The following is a 20023-nucleotide window of genomic DNA, read 5'->3' on the forward strand; positions in this document are numbered from 1 at the left end:
GCGGTCTACCGGTCCACCCTCAGCGTGAACTCCAGCCCCTCCCCCGCCAGTTCGCTCAGCCACTCCCTCGACCGCTCCGCCGTCTCCGCCGCCCGGTTCAGATCGGACGGCAGGTCGTCGGAGAGGATGTGGCGGACGGCGAGGGACAGGGGGCGGGAGACACAGCGGGCCATCGCGCTCTCCTCCTCGTCGCCGACCAGGTCGAGGAGGTAGCCGCCGGACCAGGTCGCACCCGTGTCGGCCCGGACGTCCAGGGACACGGCGAGGACGACCCGGTCGTGGTCGGCGTCCGTGGTCGGGTAGGTGGCGGCCAACTCCCGTGCCAGCGCGGCGATCCGGGTGTCGTCGCCCGCCTTCAGTTCCTCGAACACGGCGTCCCAGGCCCGCAGCCAGCCCTCCAGCCGCAGCGTGCCGCGCACGAACGTGCGGGGTGTCCAGGCCGCCGGCAGCCCGTACTGCTCGATGAACGGCACGCTGTCCCGGTTGGGATAGACCTCGAAGGTCTCGCCGTCGACGACATGCGGCCGTGTCACCTCCCACGGCCGGTCGGCGACCGTCTCCGCCCCGTCCTCCAGATACCGGGCCGGCGAGCGCAGCGCGCCCAGCACTCCGGCCGGGGCCCAACTGAAGCGGTACCGGAAGTCGTTGGGCACCGCGGGGACCCCGCCGCAGTACGAGGTGAGGCTGTAGGTGGCCGCCGTGTCCGCACCGATCGCTTCCCGGGCGCGGGCGACGAGGCTGTGCGCGAAGAGGTGGTCGATGCCGGGGTCGAGTCCGGCCTCCGTGAGGACGACGATGCCCGCCTCGGTAGCCGCCGGTACCTGTTCCAGGACGGCGTCCGAGACATAGCTGGAGCAGGCGAAGTGCGCCCGCCTCCGCACACAGACGGCCAGCAGCGCGGCGTGTTCGGGCGCGGGCAGCATGGAGACGACGATGTCTCCGGGCGCCAGTTCCGCGGTGAGCGCGGCGAGGTCGAACGCGCGCGGTTCGGCGCGTCCGGTCAGGCCCAGGTGGTCGAGGGCCCGCGCCGCGCGGTCCTCGGTACGGTGCCAGAGCCGCACCCTCGGGGCGGCGTCACAGAGCAGGGCGAGCCCGCTGCCGGTGGACAGCCCGGCGCCGATCCAGTGGACGGTTCCGCTCGCGCGCACCACGTCAGACATGGTCCGACTCCCCTTCCGCGACGGCGATTCCGAGCGCACGGGACGTCGTACGGAACAGGTCGAGGCAGCGCCCCCACGCACCGCCGGTCCCGAAGGCCAGGAGTTGGGGCAGTAGCGCGGCCGAGAAGTCGGTGCTGGACTCCCTCGGCAGCAGCGACGGCAGGTTGTCGATCGCGATGAGGTCGAGCGGGGGCCGCTCGCGCAACTGCCGTACGGGGGCAGCCCATTCGGTCGTACGGTCGTAGACCGGCAGCACGTTGAGGGGTGAGCCCACGTCGCAGGTGACGTCGGAGACGGTGCGCAGGCGGCGGGTGGTGTCGTCGAGGTCCTCCTCGCGGAGGAAGGGCGGTACGGGGGTGGTCGCCAGGACACAGTTGACCAGTGCGTCGTGGGCCAACAGGGCGGGGCGGTCCAGGGCTTGGGTCTCGGCCAGATCCCAACAGGTCGGGTCGATGCCGGCCGTGGCGAAGGCGGCCCGTGCTCCCCGGCCGCTGCGGCCCAGCGCACCGATCACCAGTGCGCTGAACTCCGCGTCCCCGGCGGTGGGTTGGAGCGTCTCGTCCAGCTCCTCCTTCGAGGTGGGGGTGAGCGGTGCGCGCAGTCGGCCCCGGTGCTGGAGCACGGCCAGGGCCGCGCCCAGGTAGCCGGCCCAGAAGCCGAACGCGGCGAGGCGGCGTCCGTCGTCGTCCACCAGGTATTCGAGGTCGAGCAGTGCACCGCCCCCGGCGCCGAAGCGCCGCAGCAGGTCCGCCGCTCCCGGCTGGCCCTTGTAGGCGTGCCCGAAGAAGATGTGGCGGTGCCTCAACTCGACGGGTTCGTCCGGGAGTTCCTTCAGGCCGAGGATCACCGCGTCGTCCGGCGCCGACACCCAGGAACCCGCGGGCGCCACTTTGGCGCCGACCGCCTCGTACTCCTCGATCGGGAAGATCCGCTGCGGCGACTCCTCGACCGTCAGGGCCACCCCGCTCTCGACGAGCCGGCGGGCGTCGGAGGGGACGACCGGGGTGCGGCGTTCGGTCGTGCGGGCCTCGTGGCGCAGCCACAGATGCAGCTCGGTCATACCAGGTTGTCCTCCGGGCGCGGGGCGTCGGCCGCGAACCGGCCGGCGCTCAGGGGGCTGACGTCCACGAAGGGTACGTGGCCGAGGTACAGGTCGCGGAGCACCTCGCCGACGGCCGGTCCCTGGAGGAAACCGTGGCCGGAGAAGCCGGTGGCGTAGAGGAAGCGGGAGACCGAAGTCGCCTCGCCGATCAGGGCGTTGTGGTCCGGGGTGTTCTCGTACAGCCCCGCCCAGCCGCCGGTGCGGCGCAGGTCCAGGAGGCCGGGGGCGCGTCGGCGCATGGCCTCGGCGAGGCGCGGGATCCAGCGGTCGTGGGTGTCGGTGGCGAAGCCGGGACGCTCGTCGGGGTCGGACATGCCGACGAGGAGGCCGGGGCCCTCGGTGTGGAAGTAGAGGCTGGTGGTGAAGTCGATCGTCATGGGGAGGGTGGGCGGCAGCCCCGGCACGGGTTCGGTGACCGCGATCTGGCGGCGCAGCGGCTGTACGGGCAGATCCACGCCGGCCATCGCGCCGATGCCCCTGGACCAGGCGCCGGCCGCGCAGATCACCGTGCCGGTGTCGATGCGGCCCAGGGTCGTCAGCACGCCGGTGATCTGGTCGCCGTAGGTCTCGATGCCGGTGACGTCGGTGTGGCGCAGGATCGTCGCGCCGTGGGCGCGGGCGGCGGAGGCGTAGCCGTGGACGACGGCTTCGGGGGTGCAGTGGCCGTCGTCGGGCGAGTAGGCGGCGGCGAGGAGCCCCTCGGTGCTGATGAGCGGGGAGAGGCGGCGGGCCTCGGCCGGGTCGATCATGCGGCTGGGCACACCGAGGGAGTTCTGCAGCCGGACGCCCTTTTCGAAGGAGGCGACCTCCTCGGGCGTCGACAGCAGGAACAGATAGCCGACGCGATGTAAGCCGATGTCGTACCCGGTGTCCTCCTCGAAGCGTTCGAAGGCCTCCAGGCTGCGCGCGCCCAATTGCACGTTGAGCCCGTCGGAGAACTGGGCGCGCACTCCGCCGGCCGCCTTCGAGGTGGACCCGGCACCGAGTTCGTCCCGTTCGACCAGGACCACGTCTCTCACGCCGGCGCGGGCCAGGTGGTAGGCGATGCTGGTCCCGATGACCCCGCCGCCGATGACGACGACCTCAGCCTGACGCTTCACGGGCGCTCCTTCTTGCCGCGTCGACGACGGCCCAGGCCGCGGCCGCGTCCTGGATGCCGAGTCCGACGCTGTTGTAGTGGACGATGTCGTCCGGTCGGGTGCGGGCGCGGCGGCGTCCGGTGAGTACGGCGCCGAGCGGGATCAGGTCGTCGGCGGTGAGCAGTCCCTCGCGCAGGGCGTCGATGATCGGTCCGGCGTGTCCGGCGGCGGTCTCCGGGTCGTCGACCACGACGGCCGCGGATCGCCGGAGTACCTCGGGGTCGACCTCGCTGCGGGTCGGTTCGAAGGAGCCCACGCTGACGACGGTGCAGCCGGGCGCCAGCCAGTCTCCGTGCACCACGGGTGTGGTGCTGAGGGTGCAGGTCGCGACCAGGGACGCGCCGGTGACGGCCGCCCGCGCGGTGTCCACCGGCTCGACGGGGAAGGGCAGTTCGGCGGCCAGGGTCGCGGCGGCGCGGGTGCGGCGCTCGGGGTTCGGGCTCCACAGGCGTACGGACTTCAGGTCCCGGACCCGGGCGATCGCGCGGACATGGGCGAGGGCCTGGGTGCCGGAGCCCAGGACGGCGAGGTGCGCGGCGTCGGGGGCGGACAAGGCATCGACGGCGACGGCGCTGCCCGCGGCCGTGCGCAGGGTGGTCACCGCCGTGCCGTCCATGACCGCCACCAGCTCACCCGTGACCGGGTCCAGTGCGCTGATCACCGCGTGCACGGTGGGCAGTCCGGCGCGGGCGTTGGCGGGGTTGACGCTGCCGAACTTCGCCACCGCCCCGGTGTCCGCCGACAGCCGGGAGACATAGGCGAAGACAACGCTGTCGTCGAAGCGGCTCGGGTGCATGATCTTGCCGGGCAGATCGGCTTCGCCGTCACCGAGCGCGGTGAAGGCCGCGCGCTGCGAGGCGATGGCCGCGTCAGCACCGAGCAGGCGGGTGACCCGGTCGCCGGAGAGGAAGAGGACGTCGTCGGTCATTCCCTCTTCCTATCCGGACCGCGCTCGCCGGAATCAGGACCAGTGCGCCACCGCGTCCAGATGGGGCAGGTGGTGGTCGAGACGCTCACGCTTGGTGCGCAGGTAGGTGATGTTGTTCTCGCAGGGCTCGATCAACAGCGGTACCTCTTCGGAGACTTTGATGCCGTGTTCCAGCAACGACTCGCGTTTGCGCGGGTTGTTGGAGAGCAGGCGGACGCTTGCCACCCCCAGGTCGTGCAGGATCTCGGCGGCGACGCCGTAGTCGCGGGCGTCGACCGGCAGGCCGAGGGCGAGATTCGCCTCGACGGTGTCCAGGCCCTCCGCCTGCAATGCCATCGCACGCAGCTTGGCGAGCAGGCCGATGCCGCGGCCCTCGTGCCCTCTCAAGTAGACGACTATGCCCCGGCCTTCGGCGACCACGGCCCGCATCGCGGCGTCCAACTGATCGCCGCACTCGCAGTGCTGGGAGCCGAAGGCGTCGCCCGTCAGGCACTCCGAGTGCAGCCGGGTGAGTACGTCGTCCGTGCCGATGTCGCCGTGGACCAGGGCCACTTGCTCGTCACCGCGGTCGTGGTCCAGGTAGCCGATCGCCTGGAACTTGCCGTACACGGTGGGCAAGGGAGCATTCACGACGCGCTCCACGCCCGTGGGCTGTGGAGACTTCTTCTTGCCGAGTACGCCAATGTTTTCTGTCATGATCTGGTTCCTAAGCAGAGACGAAAGGCCGTGAAACAATGAATGGTTCGGGCTCACGGACGGCGGCATACGGACTGGTGCCGGCGGACACCACACAGGACGTACGGGTCAGGGGGGCAGGTGTCTCAACGCAGGTCGCTGTCCTTCCGGTCGGCAGTTTCGAGCAGCACGGCCCGTTTCTTCCGCTGGCGACCGACACACTCGTCGCCTGTGCCGTCGCCCGGGAGATCGCCGCGGCGTACCCGGTGCATCTCCTCCCTCCGGTGACCATGTCCTGTTCGCACGAGCACGCGGCCTGGCCGGGGACCGTCAGCATCTCTTCCGTGACCCTTCATGCGGTGGTGCGGGACATCGCGGACTCGCTCCGCCGGTCGGGGGTCGAGACCCTGGTGGTGGTCAACGGTCACGGCGGAAACTACGTACTGGGCAACGTCGTTCAGGAGTCCTCCGCGCGCGGTGAGCGGATGGCGCTGTTCCCTGCCGCCGAGGACTGGGAGACGGCGCTGGAGCGGGCCGGGGTGCTGACCTCGCCGCTCACCGATATGCATGCGGGGGAAATCGAGACCTCCATTCTTCTGCACGCTCATCCCGAATTGATCCGTCCCGGTTATGAGACCTCCGATTTCGTCGCCGACGACCGTCGCCATCTCCTAACGCTCGGAATGTCCGGCTATACCGAGTCGGGCGTCATCGGGCGGCCTTCCCTGGGTTCCGCGGAAAAGGGGAAGACCTTGCTGGCGAGCCTCGCCGATTCCTTCGGCGCGTATTTCTCGATGCTGACCGCCGACGAATGAGCGGCTGCCGGGTCCGGTACGTCGGCGCCGGGCCCGGCGGTGCGCAGTCCCGCGTACCAGCGGGCGACCAGGACCAGCAGGCCCGGTGCGGCGGCGGCGAAGCTGAGGACGCCGTAGATGACGGCGACGGACAGTCCGCTGCTCGCGCCGAGGCCGGCGGCGCCGAACGCCCAGGCGGTGACGCCCTCGCGGGGCCCCCAGCCGCCGACGTTCAGCGGCAGGCCCATGGCGACCAGCGCGAGGACCGCGATCGGCAGCAACTGGGCGACGGAGGCGGCCGATCCGGCGGCATGGGCGGCGACCACGAACATCGCGAGGTGGCCGGCCAGGATGACCAGCGAGGAGAGGGCGACGCCGGGCCAGTTGGCGCGGGAGAACAGTCCGGCGCGGACCTCGTCGAGGGTGGTGCGCAGGGCGCGGCCCCGGCGGGCGGCGGCGGGCGAGCGGTTCATCCGTACGGCGGCCACGACCGCGAGCGCTCCGACGGCGGCGAGCAGGACCAGCGGGGCGATGCTGCGGGCCTCGGACATCACCGGGGAGTCCAGGCCCAGCAGGACCGTCACTCCTACGAGGGCCAGCGCGAGCTGGCCCGCGACGCGTTCCAGGACGACGGCCCGTACGGCGCGGCCCATGTCGCCGGCGCTCTGTCCGTGGCGGACCGCGCGGTGCACGTCGCCGAGGATGCCGCCGGGCAGGGCCGCGTTCAGGAACAGGGCGCGGTAGTAGTCGGCGACGGCGGGGCCGAGCGGCAGCTTGATGCGCAGCCCGCGTGCCACCAGCGCCCAGCGCCAAGCGCTGAACACCGTGGTGACCAGGCCGATGCCGAGTCCGATCAGCAGGGTCGGTACGTCGATGCGGCGCAGGCCGTCCAGGAAGACGCCGGTGCCCAGGCGCCAGAGGAGGACGCCGAGGATGGTGATGCCGGCGACCGTGCCGAAGTGGGTGCGTACCGCGCGGGAGTTCACCCGGTTCAGGATCGCGCGCAGGACGCGGCGGGCGCGGGAGGCGGGGTCGGCGGCGGGGCGCGGGGCGGTGACGATCACCCCGATGCGGTCGCCGGAGACGGCCGCGCTGTGCAGCGGCGGGGTGTGCGCGGGGCGTCGGCGCACCTCCTCCACGGGGGCCTGGGCGCGCAGTTCGAGTGCGACCGGCGCGGTCCGGTCGATGCGCGCCCGGCGGGTCCTGGTGCCCGTTCGCGGTGCGACCGTCCGCATCGTCTCGACGCTCATGACGTCCCCCCTGTGGGCCGGGCCAGCGCCAGCAGATCGCTGTGGTGGACCAGCACGGTCAACTCCCCTGCCGCGCAGGCCGCGAGGCGCCGCGCGAGATAACGGTCGGCGCGCTCCTTCAGTTCGGGCCGCTCTTCGACGGCCGCGCCGACCCAGCCGCGCAGCCACTCGGCGGTCAGCGCGAGATGGTCCGGGCCGAGCCGCCAGGTGCTGGGGTGGACGCGGACCGTCGCGCCGTGCGCGGCGAAGGCCTCGCAGGTGACGGTGACGGCGTCCGGGCCGAGGAGTCCGTCGCGCCGCTGGTGGGCGTTGAAGGCGTCGGCGATCTCGGCGTCCATCGGGTCGGCCGGGGTGAGTTCGACCCGCCCGGCGACGGACAGGGTGAGCAGCGCGGGGCAGCCGGCACCGACACAGGCGGCGACGAGGGCGTCGACCTCCTCGCGGGTGAGGACGTCGAGCAGGGCGGATGCCGTCACCAGCGAGGCGCCGACCAGCGCGTCCGGGGTCAGCCGGGCCACGTCGCCGCGCCGGGTCTCGACCGTGACGCGGCTGCCGTCGGCGGCGGCGCGCGGGGAGGCCACGGCGGCGAAGTGCAGGAGGTAGGGGTCGCGGTCGTGCAGGATCCAGTGCTGGGCGCCGTCGAGGCGGGGGGCGAGCCACCGCCCCATCGAGCCGGTGCCGCAGCCCAGGTCGTGGATGACGACCCCGGACCGCCCCGGCAGATTGGCCAGCCGGATCCGCAGCGGGTCGAGCAGCTCGGGCGCTCGCGCACCGGCGTCGGCCCCCTCCCTCAACTCCAGCCACTCGGGCGCGTACCGCGGCGGATCGTCGGGCCCCACATCCCGCAGCCGTACGGTGGCCCGCTCACCGGGACGGCTCGCGGGACCGGCACCGGGGATCACGGCACCGGACACGGCCGACACTGTCGGCCCGCCGACCGTCGGCAGAGCGGACCCTGCCGAGGCCGGAGCCTTCGCCGCCGCGGCCGCCGCGACCGCCCCGTCCACCGGCGCTGGGTTCGCCATCACGTCCTCCGGTCCCGTCTGTTCGGCCGTCGCGTTCATCGGCGCGGGCTGCGTCGGCGGGACCAGCATGCCCAGGGGTACGCCCCTGGGTCCCGGCTGTGCCGGAATGCGCCGGCCCACGGCCTCGGTGGTCGTCGTCTTCCTCATGCCGCCCTCCGGGATTCGCTGGGAAGCCGGGTGAGTACGCCGGCGAGGCTGCGGGCCGTGGTGGCCCAGCCGTCGAGGGCCGCGCGCCGGCCCCGGGCCGCCGCCTTCAGACGCCGGCGTACGTCGGCCTCGCCGAACCAGCCGCGCAGTTCGGCGGCGAGGGCGGCGGGGTCCTCCGGCGGGACGAGGATGCCGGGCACACCGCCGTCGGGGGCGCGGCCGACCGCCTCGGGGAGGCCGCCGACGTCGGTGGCCAGCACGGGGATGCCGCGCGCGAGGGCCTCCGTGACGGCCATGCCGTAGGTCTCGGCGTACGACATGAGGACCATGAGGTCGGCGGAGGCGTAGCTCGCGTCGAGTTCGGCGCCGGCCTGCGGGCCCGCGAGGTGCAGCCGGTCCTGAAGACCGTGGCGCTGGATGAGGCCGCGCAGGTGGTCGACGTATTCCGGGTCGTGGCCGAGGCCGCCGACGCAGACGCAGGTCCAGGGCAGGTCGGCCGCCGCGGCGAGGGCCTCGATCAGCCGGTGCTGGCCCTTGCGCGGGGTGACCGCGGCGACGCACAGGAGGTGGGAGACGCCGTCGGTGCCGGAGGCGAGCGGGGCGATGTCGGCGCCGGGGGTGGCGACATGGACACGCTCGGGGGCCAGGCCGTGGTGGGAGACGAGGCGGCGGACCGCCCAGTCGCTGGTGCCGATGACGGCGGACACCGCGCGCAGGACGGTGCGTTCCTTGGCGTCCAGCTCGGCGGCGACGGCGGCTTCCAGGCCGGTCTCGTCGCCGAGCGGGAGGTGGACGAGGACGGCGAGGCCGAGCCGGTCGGCCTCGGGGACGACGATCTCGGGGACTCCGCAGGCCACGATCCCGTCGAGGAGCACGGCGGCGCCGTCAGGCAACTCGCGCAGCGTCCGGGCGAGTTCCGCGCGGGCGGCCGCGTCCGGCCGGGGCCACTCGCCGTCCACGGCGTGCTTGTGGACCTGCCAGCCGAAGCCGGGCAGGTCCAGGCTGACGCGCCGGTCGTAGGCGTTGCCGCCGCTCGGCGCGGCCGGGTCGTCGACACCGCCGGGCATCACGAAGTGCACGGTGCGCAGGGACATGGGGATGATCTCGGCATTCCGGGAGGCCGCGCGCTGCGCGGGCAGGAATCCCAGCGAGGGGGCGCGGTCGATGGTCACGTCGCTCACAGGGCACGCTCGTAACTCGCCCAGGCGACGTGCGACTCGTGCAGGGTGACCTGGAGAGCGGCGAGTCCGCGCGCGCCCTCGCCCAGCGCGCCCTTGTCGATCCGCTCGGCGAGCCGGTCGGCGATGACCTTCGCGAGGAACTCCGTCGAGGTGTTGACACCGGCGAAGTCGGGCTCGTTGTCGAGGTTTCTGTAGTTCAACTCGCTGACCACTGCGCCCAGTTCCTGGGTGGCCAGTCCGATGTCGACGACGATGTTGTCGTCGTCCAGCTCTGCGCGGCGGAAGGTGGCGTCCACGAGGAACGTGGCTCCGTGCAACCGCTGCGCGGGCCCGAACACTTCGCCGTGGAAGCTGTGGGCGATCATGATGTGATCGCGGACGGTGATGCTGAACAACGGACGACCCTCCAGGTGCGGCGCGTCTGGTCCCCCGGCTGATCCCTGCCGGGGGATGCCGTGTAGTACGGCTGCACGCCTCCCCCTGTTCAGCCCTCTCTCACTCTTTTCTCAGGTCAGACGCTCTTGTCGTAGGGACTGGTGGTACGGAATTGAACGTTTCTCAGCCGAGGTCGGCGTAGCGGACCCGGTGGCACAGGGCCACAAGCTCTCCTGAGGCGAGTCTCGGCAGCAGCTGGGGCAGCTCCTCGAAGTCGCTCTCGCCGGTGACCAACGCGTCGAGCGCGGGGTCGGCGAGCAGGTCCAGGGCGAGGGCGAGCCGGTCGGCGTAGCTGCGCTGGGCCCGGTTCGGGGAGACGGTGCCGACCTGGCTGCTACGGATGACCAGACGGCGGGAGTGGAAGGCCTCGCCGAGCGGGAGGCTGACCTTGCGGTCGCCGTACCAGCTCAGTTCGAGCACCGTGCCCTCGGCGCTGAGGAGTTCGAGCGCGCGGGCGAGGCCCTGTTCGGTGGCGCTGGCGTGGACGACGAGGTCGCACTCGCCGAGCGCGTCCCCCGGCAGCGCGAACCCGACCCCCAGAGCCTCGGCGGTCTTGGCGCGCTCCGGGTCGGCGTCCACCAACTGGACGCGTACGCCCGGGAAGCGGGCCAGCAGCGCGGCCACCGAGCAGCCGACCATCCCGCCGCCGACCACGGCGATCCGGTCGCCGATCAGCGGGCGCGCGTCCCACAGGGCGTTGACGGCGGTCTCCACGGTCCCGGCGAGGACGGCCCGCCCGGCGGGCACGGAGTCGGGCACCGGTGTCACGGCGCTCGCGGGGACGACGTAGCGCGTCTGGTGCGGGTAGAGGCAGAAGACGGTACGGCCGAGCAGCGCGTCCGGGCCCTCCTCCACCACCCCCACATTGAGGTAGCCGTACTTCACCGGACCCGGAAAGTCGCCCTCCTGGAAAGGGGCCCGCATCGCCGCGTGCTGGCTCTCGGGCACACCCCCGCGGAAGACCAGCGTCTCGGTGCCGCGGCTCACGCCCGACCACAGGGAACGGACCAGCACCTCGCCCTCGGCGGGGTCCGGCAGGTCCACCTCGCGGATCTCGCCGTGACCCGGAGCGCCGATCCAGAACGCCCGTGCGGTGCGCTTCATCGGAATCCTCCTGAACGATCGGGAAGCTGTTCACGTACGGGTAACCACAGGCCGCGCACAGTACGCGGCGTTGATCGACTCTGTCATCTGGCCGGAGGGTGTGCGGTGGCCCTGAACAACACATACGAAGCAAGGCTGGTCCAGCAGGAGACCGCTGTGGGAGCGGGCGTTCAGATCCTGTTGCTGGCGTTGCTCGGCACGGCGATCGGGATGGGCCCGGCGGGCTGGCTGACCGGCCTGGCGTTCGCGATCGCCACCTGGGCCGTGCTCTCCCAGGCGCTGCACCGGACCCGGACCCGTTCCTTCGGTCCGGCCAACCGGGTCACGCTCGGCCGGGCCATCCTGGTCGGCGGGGTGACCGCGCTGGTCGCGGACTCCTTCGAGAGTTCGCCGCCGGTCACGCTGCTCGTCGGACTGACGGCGGTGGCCCTGATCCTGGACGGCGTCGACGGCAAGGTCGCCCGGCGCACGGGCACCTCGACCGCGCTGGGGGCGCGCTTCGACATGGAGGTCGACGCGTTCCTGATCCTCGTGCTCAGCGTCTACGTCTCGACGCGGCTCGGCCCGTGGGTGCTGCTGATCGGCGCCATGCGCTACGGCTTCGTCGCCGCGGCCCGCGTCTGGCTGTGGCTCAACGCCCCGCTCCCGCCGAGCACGGCCCGCAAGACGGTCGCCGCGATCCAGGGCATCCTGCTGCTCCTCGCGGGCGCGAACCTGCTGCCGCACGCGGCCAACATCGGCGTGGTCGCGCTCGCCCTGGGCACGCTGGTCTGGTCGTTCGGCCGGGACATCCTGTGGCTGTGGCGGACCTCGCGGGTCGAGGAGATCCCGGCGGAGGAGAAAGTGCTGGAACTGGTCGCGCAGTAGGACCACTCGCACCGAAGGGCCCGGACCACCAGCCGGTGGTCCGGGCCCTTCGTCATGCCGTGACTGCTTACTTCGGTGCTACGTCGGCTACGACCGCGGCGACCGGCTGCGGACGACCGCGAACGCGCCCGCCGCGAGGCCGAGTACGCCCACGATCAGCCCGGCGATGCCGAGCCCCCGGGCGGTGGAGTCGCTGCTCGAACTCGACGAGGAGGCGGAGGTCGTCTTCGTGTCGGAGGCCGACGTCGAGGCGGAGGCGGCCGGGGCCGCGTCGCCGTCCTCGCTCTCCTTGGCGGTGAGCTTGAGGACGGGCGCCGGGTTCTCCGGCTCGTCGTCGCCGGCCGCGGCCTCCTCGATCCAGCGGACGACGTCGCCGTCCGAGTAGGTCTGGAGCGTCTTGAAGGACAACTGGTCGGTGTCGTCGGGCAGTTGACCGAAGGCGACGTTGAAGTCCTCGTACTGCCCGGCGCCGATCTTCCCGCCGGTCCAGGTGATCTCGGAGACGGCGTCGGTGATGGTGCCGTCGTCGGTCTTGACCGGTGTCTTGAGCTTGCTGGTGGTGACCTTCGCGGTCCAGCCGTTCTGCGGGGTGACCAGCACGCCGAGGACGGGGTGGTCGGTGGGCAGATAGACCTGGACCTTGGTGGTGCTGGCCTTGTCCTCCTCGTTGGGGACCCGGAAGGTCAGCACGCCGTCCGTGGCGCCCTTGGCGTAGCTCTCGGGGTGGACGGTGACATGCGCGGAGGCGACACCCGCGGCGGCCAGGACTCCGGCGGTGGCGAGCGCGGCGACGGTTCCTGCGCGGCGCAGGGTGGTGCGGTATGCGGACATGGTGAGGTGATCTCCGTACGGGAAAAGGAAGTTGGGGGGTCAGGCGGGGTACGGGATCGGAGCCGGTGGTCCGCGGCGGTTCACCGCGTGCCGGAGAAGGAGTTGGCGCAGAGGGCTCGCGTCGGCCGCCGTGCGCCCGGGACGGACCAACCGTGCGGGCAGTGGTGCCGGGGCAACCCGCCACCAGGCCACCAGCCCCGGCACGAAGGCGACGGCCCAGCGCAGCAGCGACCACAGCGCGGCCTCCCCGCGCCGCAGCCACCAGGCCGCGACGAGGGCGGCGAGGACGTGGGCGGCCACGGCGTGCGGGGTCATCGCCTGCGTCTGCCGCATCGGAGCCATGGTGTGCCCCGACATGTGCGCCATGCCGGCCATCGCCATCCCGGCCCGGGGCCGCGCGAGGTCGAAGCCGAGGTGCAGCCCCGCCTGGGTGGCGAGCATCGCGGCACCGATACCGGCCAACGACCGCTCCCGGCCCCCGAGCAGACACCCCATGAAGAACACCACGACGAACCCGGCGCCGTCCGCCCACAGCGGAGGCGTCGCCCCGGTGGCGAGTCCGTGCCCGGCGGCAGCCAGGAGCACACACACAGCGGCGAACACCGCGGCGCGCAGACTCCGTACCGCCGGGGAAGCGCTCATGGTGACGGATCCTCCCACGGGCCGCTGCCGCCGCAGCCGTCGATGGCTGTTTAGGGGGCAGCTCATATCTGGTTCATGGCTTGGTACGGGGGTGAGGGGTGGGGCGTTCAGCCGGGGTGGGCGGACTCGGGCGGGGATGGGGCTGTTTACCGGGATACGGCATCGGTCCGGCCGCGTGGCAGCGCCGCCATCGCCGCGAGCGGTACGGCTGCCGGCGCCAACCACGGGACGGGCGCCGGGAGGCCCGGGTCGAGGAGGGTGCCGGTGGCCGCGCTGCCGAGGAGGACGATCAGGCCGGAGACGGAGGACAAGGCTCCGGTGTAGAGGCCGAGGCGGCCGGGTTCGGCGAGGTCCGGGAGCCAGGCGCGGGCGACGGGGGCGATGAGCATCTGGCCGAGGGTGAGCAGGACGACGAGGGCGGTGGCGGGCAACAGGCCGGTGGTGCCGGTCAGTTGGGCCGGTCGGGCCACCGCCACGGCCGCGAAGCCTACGGCGATCAACGCCAGCCCGGCCGCCATGGACCGGCGCGGGTCGAGCCGCTCACCGGCCCACCGGGTGACCGGCAACTGCGCGGTCACCACCAGGAGCGAGGACAGTGCGAACAGCCAGGCCAGCGGCGCCTGCGAGCCCGTCGCGCGCTCCACCTCCTCGGGGAGGGCCAGATAGAGCTGGTTGTAGGCGAGGAGATAGGCGCCGTAGGCACAACACAGCGCCAGAAAGGGCCGGTTGCGTGCGAGCGCCCGCGCACCGCCCCTGTCCGTCGCCCGGGTGCGTCCGGGGATGTGCTGCGGCAGCAGCCACGCGTGGCCCGCGAGGACGAGCACGAAGATGCCGGCTCCGGCGAGACAGGTCACCCGGAAGTCCACCGCGAGCAGCAGCGCACCGAGCAACGGCCCTGCGAACGCGCCGAGTTGACCCGCGACGGTGAACAGTGCGAGCACCCGCGTCCGGGACCCGCCGCCCGACTGCTCCCACTCGACCGCCTGGCGCACCACCTCCGACTCCACCGCCGGTGAGAACAGCGCGGCGGCGAACCCGATGAGCAGGACCGCGCCGATGACCGCCGAGGTCCGTTTGGCATACCCGAGCCAGCCGAACCCGGCGATCCGGAGCACGCACCCCGCGAGCACCACGGGCCGTACGCCGTACCGGTCCGCCAGCGCCCCGCCGACCACGAACAGCCCCTGCTGGCTGAAGGTCCTGAGCCCCAGCACCAGTCCGACGAGCCAGCCCGCCATGCCGATCACCTCCGCGAGATGCTCGGCGAGAAACGGCAGCACGGCGAAGAAGCCCAGGTTGAAGGCGAGTTGAGTGAGGATCAGCAACCGCAGCAGTGGCGAGAGCGGGGTCCGTACGAGGGTGGCTGTGCTCACCGCGCCGCCAACTCCCGCCGCCCGGACCCCCGCAGGCTCCCGACCGCCGTCACCGCTAGCGCCCCGAGCAGGGCGAGTACGGCGGCGGGAGCGAGGACGGCCCAGGGGGCGCGCTCGGCGTAGGGCTGGTTCTCGGCGAGGAGCAGACCCCATTCCGGGGAGGGCGGTTGGGCGCCGAGGCCGAGGAAGCCGAGCGAGGCGAGGGCGAGTGCGACACCGGGCAGGCGGAGCAGGGCGTGCCGGGTGACGGGTGGCAGGACGGCGGGCAGCAGTTCGTGGCGCAGGATGTACCAACTCCCCGCGCCCAGGCCCCGGGTGGCGGCCAGATGCAGGGTGGCGCGTTCCTGCCGCAGCAGCGCGGAGGTGTGCGCGGCGAGCGGGGTCCACGCGAGGACGGCCACGGCGAGCGCGGGCGTCCCGCTCCCGCCGCCGGCCACGGCGGTGACCAACAGTGCGGCGAGCACCGGCGGTACGGCGTTCACCGTGTCGACGAGGGGTCCCGACAGCCGGGGCAGCATCCCGAGCAGAAGACCGGCACCCAGCGCGACGGCACTGATCGCGAGCGCGAGCAGCAGGGTGTCGACCGCGCCGTGGGCGACCCGCGCGAGGAGATCCCGGCCGAGCGCGTCGGTGCCGAACGGGTGGGCCCAGGTGGGGTGTTGGAGACGCAGTCCGGTGTCGAGCGCGAGGGGATCACGGGGCAGCCCGAGCGCGACGACACCGAGCAGCAGGGCGCCGTACACAACAGGCAAGGCCCGTCCGGGTGTTGGGGCCGGCCCGTGGAGAGACGGCAGCGCGCCTGCCCTCAGTGCCGGTCCGACGAGGAGGCGGGTCGCGAGGCGGGCGAGTCCGGCGGCGACGGCGGCGAGCAGGAGGAGGGCGAGAGTGCCGGCCTGGAGGACGGGCAGGTCCTGGGCCAGGGCCGCCTGGAGGGTGGTGCGCCCGAGTCCCGGAATGTCGAAGATCTGCTCGACGGCGACGGCCCCACCGGTCAGCCCGACGACGAACAGTCCCATGTTCGGCAACAGCCCCGGCAGACAACGCCGTACGGCCTGCCGCGCGATGGTGCGCTGCGTCAGCCCCCGCGCGGCGGCGGCCCGCGCCCACGGCTCCTCGAACGCCCCGGGCAACAGATCGTCGAGCAACCGCCCGAGCACAGCCCCGGCGGGCAGCCCCAGCGCAAGAGCCGGCAACACCATCCACCGCGGCCCGTACCACCCGAGAGCCGGCAACCACGCCCACTGCACACCGACGACGGTGGCCAGCACGGACGCGGTGAGGAACTCGGGGAGCGCGGCGAGGACGGCGGAGCCGCTGCCACCGGGAGGCCCGGACTTTCGTACGGCGGGCCGACCCGTCCGTCCACCCGTCCACAACGTCCGGGCGCACACCACCCCGGCGGTCCCCACGGCCACCACCATCGCCGCGCCCATCAACAGCAGGGACGCGCCCAGTGCTTGGAGGACTCCGGGCAGGACCGCGTCGCCGGAGATCCACGACCGTCCGGCGTCACCGCGCGGCAGGCCGCCGAGCCACTGGATGAGGAGCTTCAACGGGCCTTCGTCGATGCCGAGTTGGGCACGGACTGCGGCGAGCACCTCGGGGTCGGGGTCGCGTTCCGCCGAGCGGGCCTTGAGGACGGTGAGGGCGGGGTCGGTGCGGGAGAGCCAGGGCAGCAGGCCTATGGCGCACACGAGGGCGGCCGCGAGGAAGGCGCGCCACAGGAGGGCGGTGGTGCGGTGCGGCATGGTTCAGCGCCGGGTTCCGGTGCCGACGAGGGTGCGCTCGTACGGGTCGAGGAGGACGCCCTCGACGGAGGTGCCGACGCCGGTGACGATCCGCTGGTGGACGAGCGGTACGACGGCGTCGGTGCCGAGGATCCCGGCCTCGGCCGCCAGCGCGGCGCTCTGGCGCGCGGAGGTGTCGGCGGTGCGCTCGGCCTTCGCCACGGCCCGGTCGACGTCCTTGTCGCACAGCAGGGCCAGGTTGTAACCGCCGTCGCAGGTGTAGTCACTGGCGAGCACGGCGACCGGATCACCGGTGTCCACCAGGGTGTTGCGGGCGACGACGAACGCGTCGAACCTCCCGGCCAGCGCGTCGCTCTCGATCCGCGCGTACTCGCGCACCTCCAACTCGACCGCGAATCCCGCCTTTTCCAACCGCTGCTTCAACACCTGGGCGACTTCGGGGAGTTCGGGCCGGTTGTCGTACGTCGCGAGGGTGATCGCCGTCCCGTGGGGTGCCGTCGGCTTCGCGCGCCCGACCGGCTGCTCGCGCTTGCCCGCGGCCCAGGTGACGGCGGGGCCGTAGATGCCCGTGCCGGTGTCGGCGTGGCTTTCGTAGACGCCCTTGGCGAGGGCCGCGGTGTCGACGGCCTCGCGAGCGGCGGCGCGGAGCTTCGGGTCCTTGAACGGGCCCGTACTGGTGTTGAGTTGGAGGCCGGTCGTGCGGGTGGTGGCGGTCTCGCGGCGGGTGGCCGCGTCGAGGGTGGCGGCCTGGGCGACGGGTATCGCCTCGGCGATGTCGACCTGTCCGGTGCGCAGGGCGTTGGTGCGGGCGGTGCCGTCGGCGATGAACCGTGCGTCGATGCCCGAGGCGTGGGCGAGGCCGCCCCAGTAGTCGTCGAAGCGGTCGAGGGTGGCCGCCGTGGCGCCGGTGACCTTCGTCAGTTCGAAGGGACCGGTGGCGGTGCCGACCGGATCGGCACGACCCTTGGTGTCGTAGGCCTTCGGGGAGAGGACGGCGAGGGCGGGGCCGGCCAGCCGCAACGGCAGTACGGGATCAGGGGAGTCGGTGGTGACGCGCAGGCGGTCGCCGCCTGCGGGTTCGGCGGTGAGGGTGACGCCGGAGAGGGCGGCGGGGGCGGGCCTGGCCTCGGTGGCGTGGGTGAGGGCGGCGGCCACGCGGGCCGGGGTGACGGCGGCGCCGTCCTGGAAGGTGGCCTCGCGCAGGGTGAACAGCCACGCGCGGTCGCCCTCCCGCTGCCAGGAGCGGGCGAGCGCGGGGGCGGCTGAGCCGTTGGCGTCCAGGGCGGTCAGTCCCTCGGTGACGCCGAGGCGGCTGAGGATGGTGGCGTCGGCGCCGTACGGGGAGAGGTTCTCGGCGGGCGGGAACGCGAGGGCGACGCGCAGCCGGGGACCCCGCTCCCCGGTCGCGTCCCCGCTCTCCTCACCGGCGGAGGCGAAACAGCCGGTGAGGAGTGGGGTGAGGGTGAGCGCAAGGAGCAGTCGGGCGGGTCGAGTTCGTCGTCGGAATCGCATCGCGTCTACCGCCCCGTCGCCAGCTCGAAGTGCACGATGCTCTGCCCGCCACCCGGGTCGTCCCGCTCGTCGTGCACGACCTCGCCGAGCGACCGCCAGAAGGCCTCGGCGCCGGGCACGGCGGGATCGGTGTGCAGATATACGGCGCGGTATCCGCCGTCGGCCGCGGCGAACGCGAGGAGTTCGGCGACGAGGTGCCGGGCGAGGCCGCGGCGCCGGTGCTCGGGGCGGACGTAGACGCGGCGCAGTTGCGCGGTCTCGCCGGAGGGGTAGCGCTCGGCGAGGTGGCGCGGGTTCGGCGGGTGGGCGGGGCCGCGGGAGTCGAGGGCCGCGGTGGCCACGACGGTGCGGTCGGCGGGGTCGAGCGCCACGAGAAGGGTGTGGCGGGCCGAGGCGAGATAGGCGGCGGCCGGGTCGATGATGTCGCCGTGCCAGCGGGGCACATAGCCGGTGTCGAAGTCGCGGTAGACGGTATCGAGCATCACGGCACGCGCACCGTCGAGGTCGTCCGGGCCCGCGGCCCTGATGCAGTAGTCAAGCACTTGCACATCATATGCATTAAGACTCCGGTCCTTGATCGCTCTCGATTTGACAGCCTCGCGGCCACCCCCTAAAACCTAGCCACATGACATTCATTTTCAAAACCGCCAACGCGGCGAACGCGGCGGACCGGTAGTGCGCGTCGCGTTCGTCGGCAAGGGCGGCAGCGGCAAGACCACCCTGTCCGCCCTCTTCGCCCGCCATCTCGCCCGCTCCGGCGCCCCCGTGCTCGCCCTCGACGGCGACATCAACCAGCATCTGGCCGAGGCCCTGGCCCCCGACACCGAACCGGTCACCGCCCCACCCCTGAGCGCCCACCTGGGCGAGCTCAAGGACGTCCTGCGCGGCACCAACCCGCGCATCGCCTCCCGCGAGGCCATGATCAAGACCACCCCGCCGGGACGCGGTTCACGTCTCCTGCGCCTGCTCGGCGACGACGAGGTGCACGCCCGTCATGTGGTCCGTGCGGGTGACGTGCCGCTGATGGCGACGGGCGAGTTCGAGGAGAGCGACCTCGGGGTCGCCTGCTACCACTCCAAACTCGGCGCGGTGGAGCTGTACTTGAACCACCTGGTCGACGGACCCGGCGAGTACGTGGTCGTCGACATGACGGCCGGCGCCGACGCCTTCGCCTCCGGTCTGTTCACCCGCTTCGACCTGACGTTCCTGGTGGCCGAACCCACCCGCAAGGGCGTCTCCGTATACCGCCAGTACCGCGACCACGCACGGGAGTTCGGCATCCGGATCGCCGTGATCGGCAACAAGGTGACCGGCGAGGACGACCTGCTCTTCCTCAAGGAGGAGGTGGGCGACGACCTCCTCACCCACCTGGTCCACTCCCCCTGGGTCCGCGCGGCCGAACAGGGCCGCGCACAGGCCGACTTGGACGCCCTGGAACCCCACAACCGCCACGCCCTGACCGTCCTCCGCGAGGCCGTCGACGGCCACCCCCGGGACTGGCCCACCCTGCACCGCCACGCCGTCGACTTCCACCTGCGCAACGCCCGCGCCTGGGCGGACCGGGCGACGGGCCTGGACCTCGCGGCCCAGGTCGACCCCGACTACGTGCCGGGCCCGACGGCACTGACCTGAAACCACCACCTGTTCACCACTCGTCAACTACCCGACAGGACACCCCTTTTCATGTCTCTCGACGTCTCCCCGAAGCTCCTCGCCGAAGCCGAACAAGGTGACATCCGCGAGGCGGACTTCGTGAACACGGTCCGCACCTCCCTCCCCTACGCCTACGACCTCGTCGCCGGCCTCGCCACCGAACTGCACGACGGCACGGCCGAGTTCACCGACAACCAGACCCCGCCCCCGTCCGAGGCGGAACGCGGCCAACTCCTGCGCGCCCTCGCCAGCGACGCGATCCGGGGAAGCCTGGAACACCACTTCGGAGTGACCCTGGCCTTCCAGAACTGCCATCGGGTGGCGGCGTTCCGGCCGGGGGCACGGGACGGGGAGACCTATGCGCGGTTCACGTCGTCGCGATCCCAAGTGCTGAACCAGTCACCGGAGTTCAGGGACTGCTGACGCACGGCCAACGGGCCGGTCCGGCGCCGCGCTC

Annotated in this window: 19 protein-coding genes and 1 pseudogene; 4 read left to right on the plus strand and 16 right to left on the minus strand. The window is 72.6% G+C overall.

From position 1 onward, the window contains the following. Positions 1-5: 5 nt before the first annotated feature. Genes AB0M63_RS38525 through ribA form a run of 5 tightly spaced genes read right to left on the minus strand, consistent with a single transcriptional unit; the run spans position 6 to position 5025 of the window. Positions 6-1160 (minus strand): saccharopine dehydrogenase family protein, encoded by a 1155-nt coding sequence (locus AB0M63_RS38525; RefSeq protein WP_366022615.1) that lies wholly within the window; start codon positions 1158-1160, stop codon positions 6-8. Further along, positions 1153-2220 carry a saccharopine dehydrogenase gene (locus AB0M63_RS38530; protein ID WP_366022616.1) on the minus strand — a complete coding sequence of 356 codons (1068 nt, stop codon included), beginning with the start codon at positions 2218-2220 and terminating at the stop codon, positions 1153-1155. Before AB0M63_RS38530 ends, AB0M63_RS38525 begins: the two co-directional genes overlap by 8 nt. Next, the gene (locus AB0M63_RS38535; RefSeq protein WP_355921869.1) at positions 2217-3362 is read right to left on the minus strand and encodes an FAD-binding oxidoreductase; all 1146 of its coding nucleotides are present in this window, start codon (positions 3360-3362) and stop codon (positions 2217-2219) included. Before AB0M63_RS38535 ends, AB0M63_RS38530 begins: the two co-directional genes overlap by 4 nt. Then, on the minus strand, positions 3346-4329 hold the full coding sequence (locus AB0M63_RS38540; RefSeq protein WP_366022617.1) for an ornithine cyclodeaminase family protein: 984 nt from the start codon (positions 4327-4329) through the stop codon (positions 3346-3348). The genes AB0M63_RS38535 and AB0M63_RS38540 overlap by 17 nt, the downstream gene beginning before the upstream one ends. Positions 4330-4362: 33 nt before the next feature. Continuing rightward, positions 4363-5025, minus strand: a complete 663-nt coding sequence (ribA, locus tag AB0M63_RS38545; protein WP_355921863.1) for a GTP cyclohydrolase II — start codon at positions 5023-5025, stop codon at positions 4363-4365. Between the two features lie 38 nt (positions 5026-5063). On the opposite strand from ribA, the gene AB0M63_RS38550 reads away from it, so the two are divergent. Continuing rightward, complete coding sequence (locus AB0M63_RS38550; RefSeq protein WP_366022618.1) at positions 5064-5819, plus strand: creatininase family protein; 756 nt, start codon at positions 5064-5066, stop codon at positions 5817-5819. A 152-nt stretch (positions 5820-5971) separates the two neighbouring features. Here AB0M63_RS38550 and AB0M63_RS38555 read toward each other — a convergent pair. The 5 genes and pseudogenes from AB0M63_RS38555 to AB0M63_RS38575 form a co-directional block, all read right to left on the minus strand. Continuing rightward, positions 5972-7048 (minus strand): annotated as a pseudogene (locus tag AB0M63_RS38555) (lysylphosphatidylglycerol synthase transmembrane domain-containing protein); the annotation flags it as partial. Further along, positions 7045-8220 (minus strand): class I SAM-dependent methyltransferase, encoded by a 1176-nt coding sequence (locus AB0M63_RS38560; protein WP_366022619.1) that lies wholly within the window; start codon positions 8218-8220, stop codon positions 7045-7047. The gene AB0M63_RS38560 and the pseudogene AB0M63_RS38555, both read right to left, overlap by 4 nt. Continuing rightward, positions 8217-9401 carry a glycosyltransferase family 4 protein gene (locus tag AB0M63_RS38565; RefSeq protein WP_366022620.1) on the minus strand — a complete coding sequence of 395 codons (1185 nt, stop codon included), beginning with the start codon at positions 9399-9401 and terminating at the stop codon, positions 8217-8219. The genes AB0M63_RS38560 and AB0M63_RS38565 overlap by 4 nt, the downstream gene beginning before the upstream one ends. Next, complete coding sequence (locus AB0M63_RS38570) at positions 9398-9796, minus strand: 6-carboxytetrahydropterin synthase (protein WP_355921855.1); 399 nt, start codon at positions 9794-9796, stop codon at positions 9398-9400. The genes AB0M63_RS38565 and AB0M63_RS38570 overlap by 4 nt, the downstream gene beginning before the upstream one ends. Positions 9797-9959: 163 nt before the next feature. Further along, positions 9960-10940: a dehydrogenase gene (locus AB0M63_RS38575; RefSeq protein WP_366022621.1), complete on the minus strand. Its 981-nt coding sequence runs from the start codon at positions 10938-10940 to the stop codon at positions 9960-9962. A 105-nt stretch (positions 10941-11045) separates the two neighbouring features. Here AB0M63_RS38575 and AB0M63_RS38580 point away from each other — a divergent pair, with 105 nt between their 5' ends. Continuing rightward, the gene (locus AB0M63_RS38580) at positions 11046-11807 is read left to right on the plus strand and encodes a CDP-alcohol phosphatidyltransferase family protein (RefSeq protein WP_355921849.1); all 762 of its coding nucleotides are present in this window, start codon (positions 11046-11048) and stop codon (positions 11805-11807) included. 87 nt (positions 11808-11894) lie between these two features. Here the strand turns inward: AB0M63_RS38580 and AB0M63_RS38585 are convergent, their stop codons facing one another. The 6 genes from AB0M63_RS38585 to AB0M63_RS38610 form a co-directional block, all read right to left on the minus strand. Next, the gene (locus AB0M63_RS38585; protein WP_366022622.1) at positions 11895-12638 is read right to left on the minus strand and encodes a YcnI family protein; all 744 of its coding nucleotides are present in this window, start codon (positions 12636-12638) and stop codon (positions 11895-11897) included. 39 nt (positions 12639-12677) lie between these two features. Beyond that, entirely contained in the window at positions 12678-13280 is a 603-nt protein-coding gene (locus AB0M63_RS38590; protein WP_355921843.1) for a hypothetical protein, read from the minus strand. A gap of 146 nt (positions 13281-13426) precedes the next feature. Further along, positions 13427-14653 carry an MFS transporter gene (locus AB0M63_RS38595; RefSeq protein ID WP_366022623.1) on the minus strand — a complete coding sequence of 409 codons (1227 nt, stop codon included), beginning with the start codon at positions 14651-14653 and terminating at the stop codon, positions 13427-13429. Beyond that, a complete protein-coding gene (locus AB0M63_RS38600) occupies positions 14650-16401 on the minus strand; it encodes an ABC transporter permease subunit (RefSeq protein ID WP_366022624.1) in 1752 nt (583 codons plus the stop codon). Before AB0M63_RS38600 ends, AB0M63_RS38595 begins: the two co-directional genes overlap by 4 nt. 3 nt (positions 16402-16404) lie before the next feature. Next, positions 16405-17913: an ABC transporter substrate-binding protein gene (locus AB0M63_RS38605; RefSeq protein ID WP_366022625.1), complete on the minus strand. Its 1509-nt coding sequence runs from the start codon at positions 17911-17913 to the stop codon at positions 16405-16407. Between the two features lie 5 nt (positions 17914-17918). Further along, positions 17919-18455 (minus strand): GNAT family N-acetyltransferase, encoded by a 537-nt coding sequence (locus AB0M63_RS38610; RefSeq protein WP_366022626.1) that lies wholly within the window; start codon positions 18453-18455, stop codon positions 17919-17921. A 133-nt stretch (positions 18456-18588) separates the two neighbouring features. Here AB0M63_RS38610 and AB0M63_RS38615 point away from each other — a divergent pair, with 133 nt between their 5' ends. After that, positions 18589-19545 carry an ATP-binding protein gene (locus AB0M63_RS38615; RefSeq protein WP_366022627.1) on the plus strand — a complete coding sequence of 319 codons (957 nt, stop codon included), beginning with the start codon at positions 18589-18591 and terminating at the stop codon, positions 19543-19545. A gap of 51 nt (positions 19546-19596) precedes the next feature. Further along, on the plus strand, positions 19597-19989 hold the full coding sequence (locus tag AB0M63_RS38620; RefSeq protein WP_366022628.1) for an SCO5389 family protein: 393 nt from the start codon (positions 19597-19599) through the stop codon (positions 19987-19989). Positions 19990-20023: the final 34 nt, after the last annotated feature.

Source organism: Streptomyces sp. NPDC051576, assembly GCF_040681835.1.
In the GTDB taxonomy this organism is placed as follows: domain Bacteria; phylum Actinomycetota; class Actinomycetes; order Streptomycetales; family Streptomycetaceae; genus Streptomyces.